Origin of the sequence: Patiriisocius sp. Uisw_047, assembly GCF_047730165.1 — a bacterium.
Classification (GTDB): Bacteria; Bacteroidota; Bacteroidia; order Flavobacteriales; family Flavobacteriaceae; genus Patiriisocius.
In genome coordinates this window covers 2570184-2587574 of sequence record NZ_CP159834.1, presented here as the reverse complement: position 1 = coordinate 2587574, position 17391 = coordinate 2570184, and the positions used below count along the sequence as shown (strand labels likewise).

16 protein-coding genes are annotated in these 17391 nt (G+C 37.7%); 6 read left to right on the top strand and 10 right to left on the bottom strand.

Features of this window, described 5'->3' with window-relative positions; all coding sequences use genetic code 11:
* Window positions 1–85: 85 nt before the first annotated feature.
* The 8 genes from ABXT71_RS11250 to ABXT71_RS11215 all read right to left on the bottom strand — a co-directional run bounded on the left by ABXT71_RS11250 (window position 86) and on the right by ABXT71_RS11215 (window position 7747).
* Window positions 86–850, bottom strand: coding sequence for a ParA family protein (locus ABXT71_RS11250; protein ID WP_415371451.1), 765 nt, complete (start codon window positions 848–850; stop codon window positions 86–88).
* A 137-nt stretch (window positions 851–987) separates the two neighbouring features.
* A complete protein-coding gene (locus ABXT71_RS11245; RefSeq protein WP_415371450.1) occupies window positions 988–1521 on the bottom strand; it encodes a GNAT family N-acetyltransferase in 534 nt (177 codons plus the stop codon).
* A gap of 9 nt (window positions 1522–1530) precedes the next feature.
* The gene (gene scpA / locus ABXT71_RS11240) at window positions 1531–3690 is read right to left on the bottom strand and encodes a methylmalonyl-CoA mutase (RefSeq protein ID WP_415373109.1); all 2160 of its coding nucleotides are present in this window, start codon (window positions 3688–3690) and stop codon (window positions 1531–1533) included.
* 2 nt (window positions 3691–3692) lie between these two features.
* A complete protein-coding gene (locus tag ABXT71_RS11235) occupies window positions 3693–4085 on the bottom strand; it encodes a hypothetical protein (protein ID WP_415371449.1) in 393 nt (130 codons plus the stop codon).
* The gene (locus tag ABXT71_RS11230; RefSeq protein ID WP_415371448.1) at window positions 4075–5439 is read right to left on the bottom strand and encodes a methylmalonyl-CoA mutase subunit beta; all 1365 of its coding nucleotides are present in this window, start codon (window positions 5437–5439) and stop codon (window positions 4075–4077) included. Before ABXT71_RS11230 ends, ABXT71_RS11235 begins: the two co-directional genes overlap by 11 nt.
* A gap of 48 nt (window positions 5440–5487) precedes the next feature.
* Window positions 5488–5817 (bottom strand): FtsB family cell division protein, encoded by a 330-nt coding sequence (locus tag ABXT71_RS11225; RefSeq protein WP_415371447.1) that lies wholly within the window; start codon window positions 5815–5817, stop codon window positions 5488–5490.
* A gap of 3 nt (window positions 5818–5820) precedes the next feature.
* Entirely contained in the window at window positions 5821–6429 is a 609-nt protein-coding gene (gene udk / locus ABXT71_RS11220) for a uridine kinase (RefSeq protein WP_415371446.1), read from the bottom strand.
* Between the two features lie 196 nt (window positions 6430–6625).
* Complete coding sequence (locus ABXT71_RS11215; protein WP_415371445.1) at window positions 6626–7747, bottom strand: C1 family peptidase; 1122 nt, start codon at window positions 7745–7747, stop codon at window positions 6626–6628.
* A gap of 157 nt (window positions 7748–7904) precedes the next feature.
* Here ABXT71_RS11215 and ABXT71_RS11210 point away from each other — a divergent pair, with 157 nt between their 5' ends.
* Window positions 7905–8744, top strand: coding sequence for a 1,4-dihydroxy-2-naphthoyl-CoA synthase (locus ABXT71_RS11210; RefSeq protein WP_415373108.1), 840 nt, complete (start codon window positions 7905–7907; stop codon window positions 8742–8744).
* A gap of 144 nt (window positions 8745–8888) precedes the next feature.
* Here the strand turns inward: ABXT71_RS11210 and ABXT71_RS11205 are convergent, their stop codons facing one another.
* Window positions 8889–10889 (bottom strand): LamG-like jellyroll fold domain-containing protein, encoded by a 2001-nt coding sequence (locus ABXT71_RS11205; protein WP_415371444.1) that lies wholly within the window; start codon window positions 10887–10889, stop codon window positions 8889–8891.
* Window positions 10890–11012: 123 nt separating this feature from the next.
* On the opposite strand from ABXT71_RS11205, the gene ABXT71_RS11200 reads away from it, so the two are divergent.
* The 4 genes from ABXT71_RS11200 (at window position 11013) to ABXT71_RS11185 (ending at window position 15935) form a co-directional block, all read left to right on the top strand.
* Window positions 11013–11528: an RNA polymerase sigma factor gene (locus tag ABXT71_RS11200; protein ID WP_415371443.1), complete on the top strand. Its 516-nt coding sequence runs from the start codon at window positions 11013–11015 to the stop codon at window positions 11526–11528.
* 132 nt (window positions 11529–11660) lie between these two features.
* The gene (locus tag ABXT71_RS11195; RefSeq protein WP_415371442.1) at window positions 11661–12557 is read left to right on the top strand and encodes a FecR family protein; all 897 of its coding nucleotides are present in this window, start codon (window positions 11661–11663) and stop codon (window positions 12555–12557) included.
* 46 nt (window positions 12558–12603) lie between these two features.
* Window positions 12604–14853: a TonB-dependent receptor plug domain-containing protein gene (locus ABXT71_RS11190; RefSeq protein ID WP_415371441.1), complete on the top strand. Its 2250-nt coding sequence runs from the start codon at window positions 12604–12606 to the stop codon at window positions 14851–14853.
* 653 nt (window positions 14854–15506) lie between these two features.
* Complete coding sequence (locus ABXT71_RS11185; RefSeq protein WP_415371440.1) at window positions 15507–15935, top strand: Hsp20/alpha crystallin family protein; 429 nt, start codon at window positions 15507–15509, stop codon at window positions 15933–15935.
* Between the two features lie 186 nt (window positions 15936–16121).
* On the opposite strand, the gene rluF is transcribed toward ABXT71_RS11185, so the two are convergent.
* On the bottom strand, window positions 16122–16991 hold the full coding sequence (gene rluF, locus ABXT71_RS11180) for a 23S rRNA pseudouridine(2604) synthase RluF (RefSeq protein WP_415371439.1): 870 nt from the start codon (window positions 16989–16991) through the stop codon (window positions 16122–16124).
* 100 nt (window positions 16992–17091) lie between these two features.
* Here rluF and ABXT71_RS11175 point away from each other — a divergent pair, with 100 nt between their 5' ends.
* Window positions 17092–17301 (top strand): hypothetical protein, encoded by a 210-nt coding sequence (locus ABXT71_RS11175; protein WP_415371438.1) that lies wholly within the window; start codon window positions 17092–17094, stop codon window positions 17299–17301.
* Window positions 17302–17391: the final 90 nt, after the last annotated feature.

The window sequence follows — 17391 nt, the reverse complement described above, 5'->3', positions numbered from 1 at the left end:
CAGGTGGGTATTTTGTTTTATCCGTTTCATTGCTTCAAATTTGTCAAATCTGTCACATTTTCGCGGAAGCTAAACCCTTATTATTTTATTGATTTTTCTTAATCAACTCCTCTGCTAGGCTTAAATAATTATTTGCTCCTTTGCTCGTGGCGTCATAGCTAATGATGCTTTCGCCATAACTAGGTGCTTCACTTAAACGCACATTACGTTGAATGATTGTCTTAAAAACCATCGCGTCAAAATGCTTGTTCACTTCTTCTACCACTTGATTAGAAAGGCGCAAACGCGAATCGAACATTGTGAGTAATAAGCCTTCAATATCTAGATCTGCATTGTGAATCTTCTGAATACTTTTTATCGTGTTTAAAAGCTTGCCAAGTCCTTCTAATGCAAAATACTCACACTGTATCGGGATCATCACACTATCTGCAGCCGTTAGGGCATTTAAGGTGAGCAATCCCAGTGAGGGTGCACAGTCTATTATAATATAATCGTATTTTTCTCTTAAGTGACCAATCGCTTTTTTAAGCATATACTCACGATCTTGCTTATCTACGAGTTCTATTTCTATCGCCACAAGGTCTATGTGCGCAGGAATAATATCTAGGTTAGGAGAATTTGTAGGGATAATGGCATCTTCTGCCGAGATAGAATGCTCTAAAACCTGGTAAGTACCTTGTACCACAGACTCTACTTCAATACCTAAACCTGAAGAGGCATTTGCTTGGGGATCTGCATCAATCAATAATACTTTTTTCTCTAAAACTCCTAGCGATGCGGCTAGATTGATAGATGTTGTTGTTTTACCAACACCACCTTTTTGATTTGCAATAGCGATTATTTTACCCATTAACGTTTGTAGATTTGTATGGTTAAAAGTACAATTATTTAGAGGATTTAGAAATCCTAATTGTTAACAGGTAGTGAACAAAAATAAGTGTGTGAGTGTGAGTGTTTTCTGAAATGTTAATAAGTCAAAAGGACTAATTAAAGTGAAATTTGATACACCTCACAAGGATTCAGATCTGGAGTAATTACCAAAACTGGATGATTAAAGGCTCCAACTTTCTTCATCCCAATCTTTTGCATCACATGAATAGACGGTCCGTTTGTGTAAGAAGCCACAGAAATAATTGTTTTTAATGCAAGCGTTTCTTTTGCTAGTTTTAGGCAAGCCTTTGCGGCTTCTGTTGCATAGCCTTTGCCCCAGGCAGCTTTCTTTAAGCGCCAGCCTATATCTACATTAGGTGTAAACGGGCTATCGTACGTTTGCATCAACATCCCACAGAAACCTAAAAATTCACCTGTTTCTTTAAGTTCGACCGCGTAATAAGTGAATCCATTTTGCTCATAGCGCTCGTGAAAACGTTTTACTAGACTTATGGTTTCTTTCTTGGGAAGACATGCAGGGAAATACCGCATTACTTCTTTATCTGAGCACATAGCAGTAAAAGGAGCTATATCTGTTGTCTTCCAAGTTCTTAAGATGAGTCTATCTGTTTGTGTGATACTTTTTGACATTACGAGATGTTAAGCGATTGAATCAATCAAAATCCCCAGCATCTCAATGGCAGCTTCACTAATCTTAGTTCCAGGGCCATACACTGCTACAGCGCCAGTGTCAAATAAAAATTGATAATCTTGAGCAGGAATAACACCGCCCACAATTACCATAATATCATCGCGACCTAAAGCTTTCATTTCTTCAATAACTTGTGGGACTAAAGTTTTGTGTCCTGCCGCTAGCGAGGAGATTCCTAATATATGAACGTCATTTTCAACTGCTTGTTTCGCAGCTTCTTTAGGGGTTTGGAATAAAGGGCCTATATCTACATCAAAACCTACGTCTGCATATCCAGTTGCAACTACTTTTGCGCCACGGTCGTGACCATCTTGTCCCATTTTTGCAATCATTATCCTAGGACGACGTCCTTCTAATTCTGCAAACTGGTTTGCTAATTGTCTTGCTTTGGCAAATGATGGGTCTTGTTTCATTTCTTTACTATATACGCCGCTAAAAGATCTAATCTGTGCTTTATATCGCCCAAAAGCTTCTTCTAGCGCATCACTAATTTCGCCTAATGTCGCGCGTTCTCTGGCTGCTTCTACTGCTAAAGCTAATAAATTTTTATGCTCCTTAAAAGGTGAATCCTTGTCAATATCTGAATTTTTTGCCGCTGCTGTTAATTTTTTCAAACAATTATTAACCGCTTCGGTATTTCTAGATGCCTTTATACTTGCCAATCGTTCTAATTGCGAAGCGCGCACCATCTCATTATCTACATCTAGGATGTGTAATGGATCTTCTTTGGCAAGTCTGTATTTGTTGACACCAATAATACTGTCTTGTCCACTATCAATTCTCGCTTGCTTGGTAGCTGCCGCTTCTTCTATACGTAATTTTGGGATGCCCGCTTCAATAGCTTTGGTCATGCCGCCAAGTTCTTCAACTTCTTCTATTAATGACCACGCTTTCTCAGCGATATCATTGGTGAGATTTTCCACATAATAGCTCCCCGCCCACGGGTCTACGGTTTTTGTGATTTGAGTTTCTTCTTGTAAATAGATTTGCGTGTTCCTGGCAATACGAGCAGAAAAATCTGTGGGTAATGCAATGGCCTCGTCTAGCGCATTGGTGTGCAATGATTGGGTACCTCCAAAAGCTGCTGCAGATGCTTCAATACACGTGCGAGCCACATTATTAAAAGGATCTTGTGCCGTTAAACTCCATCCAGAAGTTTGGCTATGGGTTCTTAAAGCAAGTGACTTTGGGTTTTTAGGGTCGAATTGCTTCACGATTTTTGCCCAAAGCATCCGTGCAGCCCGCATTTTTGCAATTTCCATAAAATGATTCATACCTATCGCCCAGAAAAAAGAGAGGCGTGGGGCAAAACTATCTATATCCATTCCTGCATCTAATCCTTTTCTAATATACTCTAATCCATCTGCTAACGTGTATGCAAGTTCAATATCACAGGTAGCTCCCGCTTCTTGCATATGATATCCTGAAATAGAAATAGAATTAAACTTAGGCATCTTTAGTGATGAATACTCAAAAATATCACTGATGATTTTCATCGAGGGCGTAGGTGGGTAGATGTAGGTATTACGCACCATAAATTCCTTTAAAATATCATTCTGGATCGTACCCGACAATGCCGAAATATTCACTCCTTGTTCTTCTGCTGCCACAATATAAAATGCCATAATTGGCAGCACAGCACCATTCATCGTCATAGAGACGCTCATCTTATCTAAAGGAATCTGATCAAATAGAATCTTCATATCCTCCACACTATCAATAGCAACACCGGCTTTACCAACATCTCCCACAACACGTTCGTGGTCACTATCATAGCCTCTGTGTGTAGCAAGATCAAAAGCAACAGAAAGTCCTTTTTGTCCTGCGGCGAGATTACGGCGGTAAAATGCATTGCTCTCTTCTGCTGTAGAAAATCCTGCGTATTGTCTTATTGTCCATGGTCTTCGAACATACATCGTAGAGTAGGGCCCACGAAGATGAGGCGCTAATCCACCCACAAAATCAAGATGATTTAATGCATCAAGATCCTTTGATGTGTATGATTTTTTTACTGAAATGCCTTCTGCAGTATCTGCGGTTTCCGTTTCTTTCAAAACAGGAGCTATGTGGTTGCCTATCGTAATTTTAGAGATGTCTTTTCTGTTTATCATTAGAATACCATTTTTGCGACTGTATCGTCAAAGTTGATCATAAAAGGCATATGTGGCATGGAATTTATGATATAACTCGAGTTGTTCAAGGAATCAAAATATAAATAAAGATTCCCTTCCATCTTCATGAGTGTATTTATCCTTGCAACCTCTGCCTTATATTGTTTTTTGGTGGCTACAGAACCTAAACGTCGCTGATAATCATATAATGAATAACGCTCAAAATCTATAGGTAATGTGATTTTTATAGCATCTTCTTCCAGTAAATGCACTTTGGTAGGGTAGTCCACGCTAACGTCTGTATCCATCCAAGTTACTACTTCTTTTGTAACAAGGTTGCAACTACTCAATAGGAGTGCTAATAGAATCACGATGTAAGATTTACTCCTCATCAGCGAGTCTTTTTTGCTCAACAGCTTGCGCAAGTCGCTTTTCTGTGATAGGTTTAATTAGGGTCTTTCTAGGGTTATGTTTTAAGAAAGGATATAACTCAAGATCATCTTTCATCCTGTCTTGCTGGTTAGGATGTTTGTTCGTGCCAACTAACACGAGGGTTCCGTCATTAAAAAGCAATTGTTCTTTTGCAGCACTTTCAGAGATTTTCCGCTGGATGGTGCCTTCTTTCAATTGGGAGAGTAATCCGCCACTCGATTCAATATCCTTTACTAAGCGTACGCTACGTTCTGCGAGCGTTTGCGTGAGTGCTTCTATGTAATAACTCCCATCTGCTGCGTTACTCACCACATCAAAATAACTTTCTTCCTTCAAGATAAGAAGTTGGTTGCGGGAGATGCGTTCACCAAATTCATTACTCTTATGATACAGCGCATCATAGGGTAAATTTATCACCGTATCTGCACCGCCAAGTACTGCGCTCATTGTTTCTGTGGTGGTACGGAGCATATTGATATTGTAGTCGTATAGTGTTTTGTTTCGCAGGGATGGTGTTGCAATAATGCGACACATATCATCTACACCGTGCGCTTTTGCTAAAGCCGCGTAGCCCAAACGAAGAGCTCTAATTTTTGCGATCTCAAAGAAGTAATTACTTCCTACGGAAATTTTAAAGGTGGGAGAGAGGTGCTTTATTTTTTTACCAAAGTGATTAAGATATTCGTTAGCATGACTCAAAGCATAGGCAAGTTGCTGTTCCATATTTGCACCAGCATTTTGATATTGTGAAGTTTCAATAAATAGGGCAGTGGGTGAAATGTTTAAAATTTCCGAAGTCATCTTGAGGTCTTTTGCTTGATTAGAAAACCAATTACCAGTACTTCCTAAATGACCTATGGGGTCTATATATACATCTAGCTTAATTCCTTTTGCCTCCGCGTATATTGTGATTTCTCTTACAAAGGTTGCATCGAGAAAATGTAAGTGGAGCTGTATTAATGTTTCTGCTGTGGATATATCTTTTAAAACCGTTTTGAAGTTAAAGGTCTTATGGGCTGTGAAATAGATCGCCTCTGCGCCTCTAGAAATGGCGTCTAGCGCTAGCTTATTCGTGATAGACTCATCGTCAATAAAGTAAAATTGGCCTATGTTCCAATGGGAAGGTTGCCCAGGGATGGGTGAGAAGGGTTTGTCAAAATCGTCTTGGTGGTAAAACGGTTTTACTTTTATACCCTCCAGACTTTCCCATACGAGCGTATCGTTATAGTCCGCCCCCTTTAGGTCTACTTGGATTTTTTGCTTCCAAGCTTTAGCAGATACGGCATCAAAATCTTTAAATAAATCTTTTTTCATTATTCATTTTATAATTTTCACTACTCACTACTCACTACTCACTACTCACTACTCACTACTTAACTTAATACTATCTTCATGTTCTATGATATAGATATCTTCATTGTCCTTTTTTAGGTAGTACTTCTGTCGGGCAAATTTTTCCATCTCTGTGCTGTCTTTCATCGTCTCAAGAAATTTTTTGTCTTCTGAAATTTCCTCTTTATAATACTCTATGTTTTCTTCTAGAGCATCCACGTCATCATCAAGTTCTTCGTGAATAAACCAGTTGTTGGTGTCAAAGAAAAACATCCACACCAAGAAGAGTAGGAATACGAGCACATACTTGTTGCTCATAAACCGAAACCATTTTTCTTTTTTTAATTCTGAATACTTCACAGACTAGGTTAGTTTTTTTTGAATGACAGAACGAATCACATCTACAGCCACCGTGTTATATCTGTTCGTTGGGATAATGATATCTGCAAACTCTTTTGTAGGATCAATAAACTCTTGATGCATTGGCTTTAAAGTGGTCTGGTATCGGGTGAGCACTTCTTCTAGGTTGCGACCTCGTTCTGCGATATCACGTTTTAGTCTTCGTATCAATCGTTCATCACTATCTGCGTGCACATATATTTTAATATCAAACAAATCACGCACTTCTGGATGCGTAAGGATCAAAATACCTTCTACGATAATAACGCGTTTAGGTTCTGTTTTTAAAGTCTCACCGGTGCGGTTGTGATTTATAAAAGAGTATACAGGTTGATCAATAGACTTTCCTGCTTTAAGGTCTTTTAAATGCTGTTCCAGTAAAGCAAAATCAATAGAATTAGGGTGGTCAAAGTTTATTTGCACTCGTTCTTCCATCGTTAAATGACTGGTGTCTTTATAGTAAGAATCCTGGGATATCACCGCCACATCGCACTCTGGCAATTGGTCAATAATTTGCTGTACTACGGTGGTTTTTCCGCTTCCTGTACCGCCTGTGATTCCTATGATGAGCATAAATAATTGGTTTTAAAACAAAGGTAACATTTCTTGAAGAAGAAATTGAAATTGAAGTTGAAATCGGAACTCAAATCACAAAAAGCATAAAAGAAACGAATCCGAATTCGAAATAGTTATTTTACCTCAGTTCACATCTTTCTGCGGTTGGATATTCGATATTTATTTTTATAGAAAAAGTATTACGTCTCCAACCCTAAAGATCCATTTTCCTCGCCGTTGCATTAGGTACCGCATCTTTGTGTAGTGTAACACTTATTGTTTTTAATCGCATGTAGGCTTCGCTGAAATACACATATCCACCATTTGCATTTCTTTTCTCATCGGTTCCCCAGCTATTTTTTACTTTATAATATGTGTTTCCGTTTTGGTCTTTTATAGTTCCCGTAATGTGCATTAAATGATCATCTGTAGTGGTAAAATTTTCAAACTCATCTTGACGGTATTCTTGTGTCACTTTCTTTTCTGGATATATTGCCGTTAACGCGTCTTCATTGTTTACGCTATCATCTGGAATAACGGCCACCCCGTTTTTCGAAGAGAATGTAGCCTCACTCACATCACAGTCTAACTCTACAGAGAATCCTTTTTCTAATGCGTTATCCACCGCTGCCATTAATTCGTTTAATGGTGTGTTATACATAGCGCCATAACTCCAGTTGTCAGGAATATTAAGTACGAAGGATTCGTAATATGGGGCGTGTGTAAAGGAAGTTAATGTGATATAATCTTCAGGAACAATTTTCATTGCTTTTCTGAAACTTTCTGGCGTGTAACTTTTTCCTTCGTATGTGAAATTATCTACGCTTTGTCCAAGATAAATATCCAAAACTGCTTCTGTTGCTGGACGCCACTTTTTACTTAGTTTTCTGCCTGGGTTATCGACATACGTTTGTGCCATTGATTTTAATACAGCTACTAGCTCTGCGTGGTTGTGAGAAGTTTCTTGCGCGAAGAGGCCACTATATGCTTCTTGCGGCACTAATCCATAACTTGCAACCGAGTTAATGACATCGTGAGCGAGGCCGCCTTCGCTAAACTGTGCTTTGCCCTGACGCATGACATAGTTGTCCAATTTTTCAGGATAGGTATTTCGTACGGTATACATTTCTGAAAGATCTACTTGTTTTCCTGTGAGTCTGATTATTTCAGATTCTAAGAAAGAAGTGCTCGAGAAACTCCAGCAGGTTCCTGTTATTCCTTGACTGATTACAGGGGTTGCTTCTAGGTCAATCACATCTGTAAATTGATAGGCTTCTTGCGCTAGGGAAGTGACTGTGAATAAAATACTACCGAAAAAAATAATAAGATGTCGCATTGATGGTGTTTTTACAATTTCAGCTAAAGTAAAAAACTCTAAGACGACTTTTAAATATAAAGAGCGATAATGTTGTGTTTTTAATATTTCTGAAGTAAAAATTAAGGAGCCTTTATCATAAACACTTGAATTGCTATCTTTGAAAAAAACTATAACCATGCTTAAACCAGACTGGAAAACCGCTAAGGAATACACCGATATCACGTATAAGAAATCTCATAATGTGGCTCGAATTGCTTTTAATCGCCCTGATGTGCGTAATGCTTTCCGTCCAAAAACTACGGCAGAGTTATTAGATGCCTTGCACGATGCGCAAGAAGATACTTCTATAGGTGTGGTGTTACTATCTGCAGAAGGGCCATCTAGTAAAGATGGGGTGTACAGTTTCTGTTCTGGTGGTGATCAAAAAGTACGCGGACATCAAGGCTATGTGGGCGATGATGGATATCATCGACTTAATATACTTGATGCACAGCGTATGATTCGCTTTATGCCTAAAGCCGTTATCTGTGTGGTGCCCGGATGGGCTGTAGGTGGTGGTCATAGTTTGCATGTGGTTTGTGATATGACGCTGGCAAGTAAAGAACACGCCATTTTTAAACAAACAGATGCAGATGTAACCAGCTTTGATGGTGGCTACGGAAGCGCTTACCTCGCTAAAATGGTAGGACAGAAAAGAGCCCGCGAAATTTTCTTTTTAGGACGTAGCTATTCTGCACAAGAGGCATACGATATGGGAATGGTGAATGCCGTAGTACCTCACGATGAATTAGAACAAACCGCCTTTGACTGGGCACAGGAAGTATTAGGCAAGTCGCCCACCTCTATAAAAATGCTAAAGTTTGCGATGAACTTGACCGATGATGGTATGGTAGGGCAACAAGTATTTGCAGGAGAAGCAACTCGATTGGCATATATGACTGACGAGGCCAAAGAAGGTAGAGATGCATTTTTAGAGAAACGTAAGCCTAACTTTGATAAGAAGTGGCTGCCTTAGTAGTAATTAGTGAGCTGTGATTAGAGTAGAGTTGATCCCATAGCTAATTTTTTAAATCTTTAAAATTTCAGTATAAAAAGAGCTGCCATTGGCGAATGACAGCTCTTTAATCAACTAATCTAACTTAAACAAACTATCGTACGATTATAAGCACGTGAAGCAATCTGCTTCAAGTTCATATAATGCGTTTATTTCATTAGGATTTAATACTCTTTTATATACTCTAAGGTCATCTAGATTTCCTATTAAATTATTCCCTAAGTTATACGTGGTTAATGCTTCCAGACCGATGTCTAATCCTTCTTGAGAATTACGTAAAATACCATCACGCCATAACTGCACATAATAGTTGGATGTTTTTGTAATTACAAGATGATGCCAATCTGTGTTAGTCCACGTTACGTCAACTTCTTGATTCCAGTCATTATCCCAGATACTGAATGGCGGGTTTTCTGAAAAACATAAAGGAGTATTTAAATCATAGGCCCCAATAGAGAAACCGTCATTTAAAGTCGTCCCTTTTTGGAAAAAGGTCTCCAAGTTTCCCGCATCTTCATTTGCCATCTGGAACCAAATACTCACAGAGAATGCATCTGCCGTGACTAATGAGTTTTCTTCCGTAACAGTAATTGGAATTAAAGCTCCGTTTGCCGTGAAAGCGGCGGCACAGTTAGGATTGCCCGCTCTGTCTTCTGTGTATGTGATGGCCTCATCGTTTAACTGCTCTCCAGAAATTAATTCTACTGCTTCTTCCCCAAATGGAATGTAGATAATTAAATCATTTGTGATGATTCCTGGATTGTCACAGCCCGTGTCACAATCTCTTTCCATTCCAGTAAACGCAATAGAATCTTCGGGATTAATAGCATGAACTGCAATGTATTCTTCACTACAAAAACCTACTTCATAGGTAGTATTGAGCACTACAAAATCACCTGTAAAGCCATTGATTGTATACTGTGTAAATTCTTGTCCAGAGCTTATAATTATTTGTGTACCTGTCGTATACTGCCCCGTTTGCTCGTTTTCATTTAAGGTAGCCGTGATTTGTCCATTATTAAAATCAAGGACAAAAGGAATTGACCCATTTGTTGCCCACTTGCACTCACTTAGATAAATATTTAATGATTCTTCATTGCAAATCTCGTCATTGCAGTTGAAAACAATTAAAATAAGTTCGTAGATGATAAAGTCTCCTGGATTGCTGGTAGCACTTACTAAAATATAGATTGTATTATCCTTAAACGGTGATGCTAACGTGTACTCTTCTGGATTTGGAATTGCATTTTGATTTGTAATTGCATCTTGTTCTGTGTAGTGATAAGATATGGTAAACTCATTATCAGTGTCGCAGCTGCTTATAATGGATGACAGGTCGAAAAATGCTGCTTCACTATAGGCGTCTATACAAACTTCTAAAACGTAGTCTAATTTATTAAAGCAAGTAAAATCGGTTTGTTCAACTATATCACAATCGAGCGCCGCGGCTTCAATGGCTTCTTGTAATTCTATATTGTTATTGGCTTCTATTATTTCGCCGTTTTGTAATTCCATCAGAACAGGATAATTAAGACTCACTAAAGTTCCAGCTTGGATGTTTTCGATAAATAGATACAGCTCCTCATTTGAGTTAATAACTAAGGTGTCAATGAGTTCAAAGGCTATATTATAAATAGAAAACGAAATTGGAAACACAAACTTAATACAAGGGATGTCTTCATCCTGTTCTTGGCAGGCTATCACGTAGGGTATTAATTCTTCTTCAGCGTTAATTACTATTTGAGTGTAGTCGTTTAGAGTGATTACTATAGGGAAGACAATTTCTAAATCGTATTTGTTATTAAAATTTGCTAAAAGTGCAAGTACGTCATTGTAATCATTCTCATCATTTATAGTTATTGAAATGTCATTTACGGTAATGGTCAGCGGTAGATTAATAGAAAGACAATCTGCCAGATCTATAAAATCATCAAAAGAGCGATCTTCAATAGCTGCACGTTGTATAAGCGTTGCAATCACAGAACCAGCTTCTATGCTATCTTCTATAGGCGGATTTTCTATGATGCTTCCATCTTTCTGGCAAGAAACGATAAGCACGGCCATCACGATAAAGACGAATCTACATAATTGCAGGTAATTTTTCATAGTTTTTTTTGTTCAATAAACTTGGTTGTGCTCGCGCTCCAATAATAAAACAGTTAGAATTAGATTTTCCCTACCTTGATAATTAAAAATAAATTGTACTTCTTTGTAATTCTAAAACCATCTATGAGTAAAGACTTACAAAATAATGTATGCAAAAGGGAAATCTTTGACGCTATTTATAACAAATACGCCAAGAACATTCACGACTTCTTGTATTATAAATATGGTGGTACTTTACATCCTCAAGATAAAATGCAGGAAGCTTTTATTAAATTATGGGAGAATTGCAAAAAAGTAACGCCGTCAAAAGCTAAAAGTTTCTTATTCACCACAGCAAATAATTTGACTATTAATGAATACAACCATCAAAAAGTGGTGCTTAAGTTTAATGAACGGCCTCAAAGAACAATAAATCACGAGACGCCAGAATTTGTTTTAAGAGAAAAAGAACATAAAATAAAAATAGAAAATGCCATCGCCATGTTGACAGAAGCAGAGCGGGTGGCTTTTCTTTTAAATAGAGTAGAAGGCAAGCGCTTTAAGGAAGTTGCGGCATTATTGGGTATTAGCGTGAAGGCCGTCGAAAAGAGGGTCTATGGTGCGTTAAAAAAGGTACGCACGCAGATTGATGGCATTTGAAAAAGGTGATTTTCACTTCTTTCTTCTTTCAGCAAAGCGGTCTTAGTATATCGTTTGACTTATAAATAAAAAATAATCTCGATACAGGGTAGGGATTTTCATTTCTGAAATGTTTTATACATATAGATTGCTATGAAAGAGGAAAGTTTAATTAGAAAGTGGCTAGATTACGATCTAAGCACGGAGGAATTAAAAGTGTTTGAGGGATCTGAAGATTTTCAGACCCTCGAGCACATTTCCAATATAGCTAAGGGAGTGAGAGCTCCAGAATTTGATGCTGCAACTTCTTTAGCATCATTATCTATAAGAAAGAAACAGGATGCTCATAAGCGTTCTTTTAATTTCGCTACCCTAGTAAAGATTGCGGCTGTACTTATAATTGCGCTAGGCGTCTTTTATTACACTACCACACTAGATACATCTATCGCTGCGCAATTAGCAAAAATAGAAACCATTGTTTTACCAGATAATTCTTCTGTTGTTTTAAACGCAGGTTCAGAACTAAGTTATAATAAAAGTTCTTGGAATGCACATAGAAAACTTGCCTTAGATGGCGAAGCTTATTTTAAGGTTGCAAAGGGGGAAAAGTTTACCGTGGCAACTCAAGGAGGTTCCATTACAGTATTGGGCACTGCGTTTAATGTGCGATATAGAAATAACAAACTAGAAGTAACCTGTTTTGAAGGTTCAGTAAAAGTCAATGCTGGTAGTAGTTCTATCGTACTTGCTCCAACAAATAAAGTGATTATCGAAAATGACAAAATCACTAAGAAGTATATGGACAAGAATCAATCTCCATCTTGGGTAGAAGGTGAAAGTACATTTATAAGTACGCCCTTTATTGATGTGATTAGAGAATTTGAACGACAATATGATGTTACCATAGAGATACATAATATTAATGCCGCTATATTATTTACAGGCGGCTTTAAGCATCACGATATAAAAATAGCATTGCAGACCATTAGTTCCCCAATGCAATTATCGTATACTAAAGAAGGAAAAAAGATTATACTATCGAGTGAATAAAACGTTGCGTGTTTTTGTTCTATTTTGTAGCTTCTATTTGATAGGGGTGAATTTCCTTGCCGCGCAATCTTCTGACAAGGTGCCACTCATAGATGCCCTGCAACTCATAGAAAGCGCTTACCATATCAAATTTTCATTTACAGACGAGACCCTGGGAGCAAAAAGCATTTCTTTGCCAGATCTTACTAGTATGACTAAGGATGAGATGATCTATTGGTTACAGTTTACAACCAATTTAACTTTCGAAGTACTCTCTGAAAGATATATTTCTATTTATCAAAGTAATAGTTCGATTACCAACAATATTGAGGCGCTTAATGAAGTTTTGATATTCCATTACTTAGCTCCGGGTATCGCAAAAAATACGGATGCCAGTGTTACGGTTAACCCTTCTTCTTTAGGGATTCTTCCTGGACTTATAGAACCAGATGCATTGCAGGCCATACAAGCAGTTCCGGGAATTACCAGTGCAGATGAAAAAATATCAAACATTAATGTTCGCGGGGGTTCACACGACCAAAATCTTTTTCTCTATGAAGGGGTTAAAATGTATCAAACGGGACATTTCTTCGGCTTGATATCGGGTTTTAACCCATATTTAATTGATGAGGTGACCGTCTATAAAAATGTATCTGGCGCACGGTTTTCTGAAGGTGTCTCTTCTGTTATTGATATTAGTTTAAAGGATAACATACAAGGTTCAAGTCAATCTGGAGCAGGCGTAAATTTTATCGCAGCAGATGCGTTTTCAAATTTTAAAATTTCAGAAGACACACGCTTAATGGTATCTGGAAGGCGCTCGTTGACAGATGTTGCCTTTACACCTACCTATAGTCAATATAGTAATAGGGTTTTTCAAGATTCAGATTTGGCTAATAATCCTTCCTTTTCTAATATTAACAGTGAAGAGCGGTTCTTTTTTTATGATGCCTCTTTAAAAGTGTTACACGATCTTACGGAAAATGATCAGTTAAGTGCAAATCTGTTATTTATGAATAATAGCTTGAGTTATGCTGAAAAAGCAGATGATGGAGTATTATCAGAGTCACTAAGAAGTAGGCTAGATCAAAGTACCTACGTAGCTAGTGTAGCTTTTGAAAAATCGCTCACGTCACAATGGAATCTAAAGGCCCAAGGTTTTGCGAGCAGATACAGCCTAGAGGCTACTAATGTTGATGTTGTGAATAACCAGCGATTAATACAAGAAAATAGTGTCACAGAATATGGCTTCAAATTGGATGCACATTACATTGTTTCTAAAACCTTGCAAGGGAAGTATGGATACCATTTTACAGAAACTGGAGTTGAGAATTTACAGGATGTAAATAGGCCAGACTTTAGAAGCCTTACTAAGAATATTCTTCGGATACACAGTTTGTATGGCGAGTTGCTTTTTACCTCAAAAGATGAATCCCGAAAGTTAAAAGCAGGAGGGAGAGGGACCTATTATGAAAAGTTTGATAACATACGTTTAGAACCTTTTGCAAATTTACAATGGCAGTTGGACGAGGTGTTATCTGTTGATGTTTCAGCAGAAACAAAAAGCCAAACCACCTCCCAGATTATTGACCTTCAGGGTGATTTTTTGGGTATAGAAAAGCGGCGTTGGATTATTGCAGATGAGGATGAAAACCCAATTATTAGAGCAAAAAAACTCTCTATGGGAATAGGGTTTAGTAAGAAAAAATTTAATGTAACTATTGATGCGTATATAAAAGAGGTAGGCGGCATTACCACAAGAGGTCAAGCGTTTCAAAATCAATTTGAGTTTGTAAAAGCAGTAGGAGATTATGATGTCAAGGGAGTTGACGTACTGGTACAGAAAGAATGGAAAGGGGTGACTACGTGGTTTGGATATTCATATGCCAGAAACAAGTACGATTTTAAGGGCTTATTGCCACCTGTTTTTCCTAGTAATCTAGATGTGAGTCATTCGGTTCAGGCAGCTTTAACCTACAAAAGAAAAGGGTTGCAAGTAGGTATTGGCGCAAAGTATAATACCGGTAAACCTTTTACGGCACCTTTGAATACTACTCCAGTGGTGGGGGGAGAGATTGTTTTTGATTCCCCTAATACATCTAGACTTCCAGACTATTTTAAATTAGATTTCTCTACGACCTATATGTTTGATATTTCAGAAAAAATAAGAGCTAGTATGGGGATTTCAATTTGGAATATATTAAATCGCGAAAACGTGGTAAACGCCTATTATGTCTTGGTAGATGGGGCACCAGCGATTGTGCAGAACAAGGCCTTAGACCTTACGCCAAATGTGAGCTTTAGGGTATATTTTTAGTGGAGGTTTTTAAGGAGGTTCTTTATTGCTTTTACGGCAATTTCTGTCAACTGCGTAAGCGTTAGAATGTAATTGTCTTCTATGATTTCGCCACGAGAAAAATTAATTTTAGAATATACGCGTTGCACTGTTTCATTATCTATTTTTTTTATGAAGCAATAAAAGAAACGTGCTATAAAACAAAAGAACCTTTTGGTTTTAGAATGTGAATTTTGGTCTCTTCTTGCTCACGAATTTCGTGGATATTTTTTAGAAAACATTCTGAAAATACCCACTATTATCTATCCTTTGCTGATGCTAGTCTTTAGAATCTGGAAAATCTTTTACTTCAATACGGTTTGCCTCTGACTTGATTTTGTCTAAAAGCCGTTAAGCATATAATTGTCAAGACAATTTTACCTTGTATTGTATTAAAAATAATTCCAAACCGTCTTAATAATGTTCTCATAAATCTAGCTGGTTATGCCTAAGGTGCATCCAAAATATAAATGTTAATCATAAATTTCTGGTAAATAACTATTTCAGAAACATGAAGTGCTTGACAACTCGTCAGTTTAAAAAGGCCTAAAAACGACAAAAAGACAGTAAACCCATTTTGGAATTACTTTTGACTAACACTAAACAACAAAGACATTAATCTTAAAACATATATTATGAAAACATTACAGAACACAAATGCCTGGTTACCTGCAATTTTTGAAGACTTCTTAAAAGATGGAGGCATTGATGCATCTCATACTAAGAGTGTCGCAAATCGCGTTAATATTTTAGAGAACGGCAGCGATTTTACCTTAGAAATATTAGCGCCGGGATTCACTAAAAAATCATTTTCTATTGAGTTAGAAAAGAACTCGCTAGTAGTTTCTGGTGCCGTTGAAGCATTAGACACTTCAAAAGAAAAGGACAGTCCTAAGTTTACTCGTAAGGAGTTTATGGTGAGAGACTTTAAGCGCTCATTCACCTTGCCAGAAACGATAGATGTAGAAGCAATTAAGGCGAGTTATAAAAATGGAATTCTATCTGTTATCCTCCCTAAAATGGAAGAAGTAGCAGCAGTAAAAAAAATGGTTGAGATTTCGTAATTGCGAAATATATTTGGTTGGTTAGTTAGTTAAGAAGCCGTGCATTACTCAATCGACGCGCGGCTTTGTTATATGTGAAATCCAAATTTCGAAAGTTGGAAGCGCATTGAAATTTAATGAATCAAAAGACCCCGTTTATTAAACGGGGTCTTTTGATTTTATGTCTTATTATAGATAGTCAACACCCTATCGATTATCCCTCCCGCGTCTTCTTCCGGGATTGTCTAATCTTGATTCTCTTTTAGGTGCGTCTCTATTTGAAGGGTCATATCTCGGGCGATTTCTGTTTGCGTCCCCTTTTTTAGTTTCTTCTACATCTACATAAGAAGCATTCTCACTATCTGACACAGCATCACGTAATCCTTGTACTTCTTCCTTCGTTAGATCACGCCATTCCCCATAAGGGAGCTCACCTAGCTCAATGTTCATAATGCGTTCGCGTTTTAACTCGACTACTTCATAATCAAGGTACTCACACATGCGGCGTATTTGTCTATTCAAGCCTTGCACAAGCACTATTCTAAAAACAAACCGACTTACCTGTTCTACAAAGCATTTTTTTGTTGTGGTTTCCAGTTCGTCCAACGGAACTCCATTCCCCATTCTTCTGATAAACTCTGATGTAATGGGCCGCTCTACTTTTACAAAGTATTCCTTCTCGTGACTATTACCAGCACGTAAAATCTTATTTACGATATCACCGTCATTGGTCATTAATAGTAAACCTTCACTTGGTTTATCTAATCTACCTACGTGAAAAATACGCTCCTTATGACCTATAAATTCTACAACATTTCCTTCTACTCGTAAATCTGTAGTACACGTAATCCCCACGGGCTTATTAAGTGCGATATAAACGAGGTTGTTGTTTTCTGTAATGAGATTTCCCTCTACGTGTATCTGGTCGTCTGGCATCGCACGATCCCCGAGACTTACAGGATTACCATTAAGGGTGACCTTTCCTTCTTCGATAAGTCTATCTGCTTGCCGTCTAGAGCAATAACCGCTGTCGCTTATTGCTTTATTGAGTCTTGTAGAATCTGGGTGATGCGTCATGGTGTAAAGATAATGTATTGGTTAGAAAATTAAACTTGTTTGATAATTGTTGTTACTTGATTGATTAGTTTATATTTAAAAATAAACTAATATTAATCTTATGCGATTAGTTATACTCAGTTGTTTTCTGTTAACTTTTGGCAATATTTGGAGTCAATCAAATTACGATTTTTGTGTTACTCAAGAATCTACAGAACCTGTTCCTCCTAGTTTTTATACTAATTCTTTTGACCCAGCAGATGTAGAGGCATTTGCTCCTGTAGAATGTGCTACGATAATAATAATAGGTCTCCAAGTGGAGGGAAGTTAACCCGCTTTAATGATAATGTATTAAATACAAATTATACTGAGACTATCCAGGATTCCACTTCAATTAACAATCCTGCATTAATACAATCAC

Bases quoted from the DNA above. Each gene is read 5' to 3' on its own strand.
- ABXT71_RS11195 (WP_415371442.1), top strand. From the start codon at position 11,661: ATGAAAGAGGAAAGTTTAATTAGAAAGTGGCTAGATTACGATCTAAGC.
- ABXT71_RS11215 (WP_415371445.1), bottom strand. From the start codon at position 7,747: ATGCGACATCTTATTATTTTTTTCGGTAGTATTTTATTCACAGTCACT.
- ABXT71_RS11230 (WP_415371448.1), bottom strand. From the start codon at position 5,439: ATGAAAAAAGATTTATTTAAAGATTTTGATGCCGTATCTGCTAAAGCT.
- ABXT71_RS11200 (WP_415371443.1), top strand. From the start codon at position 11,013: ATGAGTAAAGACTTACAAAATAATGTATGCAAAAGGGAAATCTTTGAC.
- ABXT71_RS11205 (WP_415371444.1), bottom strand. From the start codon at position 10,889: ATGAAAAATTACCTGCAATTATGTAGATTCGTCTTTATCGTGATGGCC.
- ABXT71_RS11245 (WP_415371450.1), bottom strand. From the start codon at position 1,521: ATGTCAAAAAGTATCACACAAACAGATAGACTCATCTTAAGAACTTGG.
- ABXT71_RS11235 (WP_415371449.1), bottom strand. From the start codon at position 4,085: ATGAGGAGTAAATCTTACATCGTGATTCTATTAGCACTCCTATTGAGT.
- udk (WP_415371446.1), bottom strand. From the start codon at position 6,429: ATGCTCATCATAGGAATCACAGGCGGTACAGGAAGCGGAAAAACCACC.
- ABXT71_RS11175 (WP_415371438.1), top strand. From the start codon at position 17,092: ATGCGATTAGTTATACTCAGTTGTTTTCTGTTAACTTTTGGCAATATT.
- ABXT71_RS11185 (WP_415371440.1), top strand. From the start codon at position 15,507: ATGAAAACATTACAGAACACAAATGCCTGGTTACCTGCAATTTTTGAA.
- ABXT71_RS11210 (WP_415373108.1), top strand. From the start codon at position 7,905: ATGCTTAAACCAGACTGGAAAACCGCTAAGGAATACACCGATATCACG.
- rluF (WP_415371439.1), bottom strand. From the start codon at position 16,991: ATGACGCATCACCCAGATTCTACAAGACTCAATAAAGCAATAAGCGAC.
- ABXT71_RS11250 (WP_415371451.1), bottom strand. From the start codon at position 850: ATGGGTAAAATAATCGCTATTGCAAATCAAAAAGGTGGTGTTGGTAAA.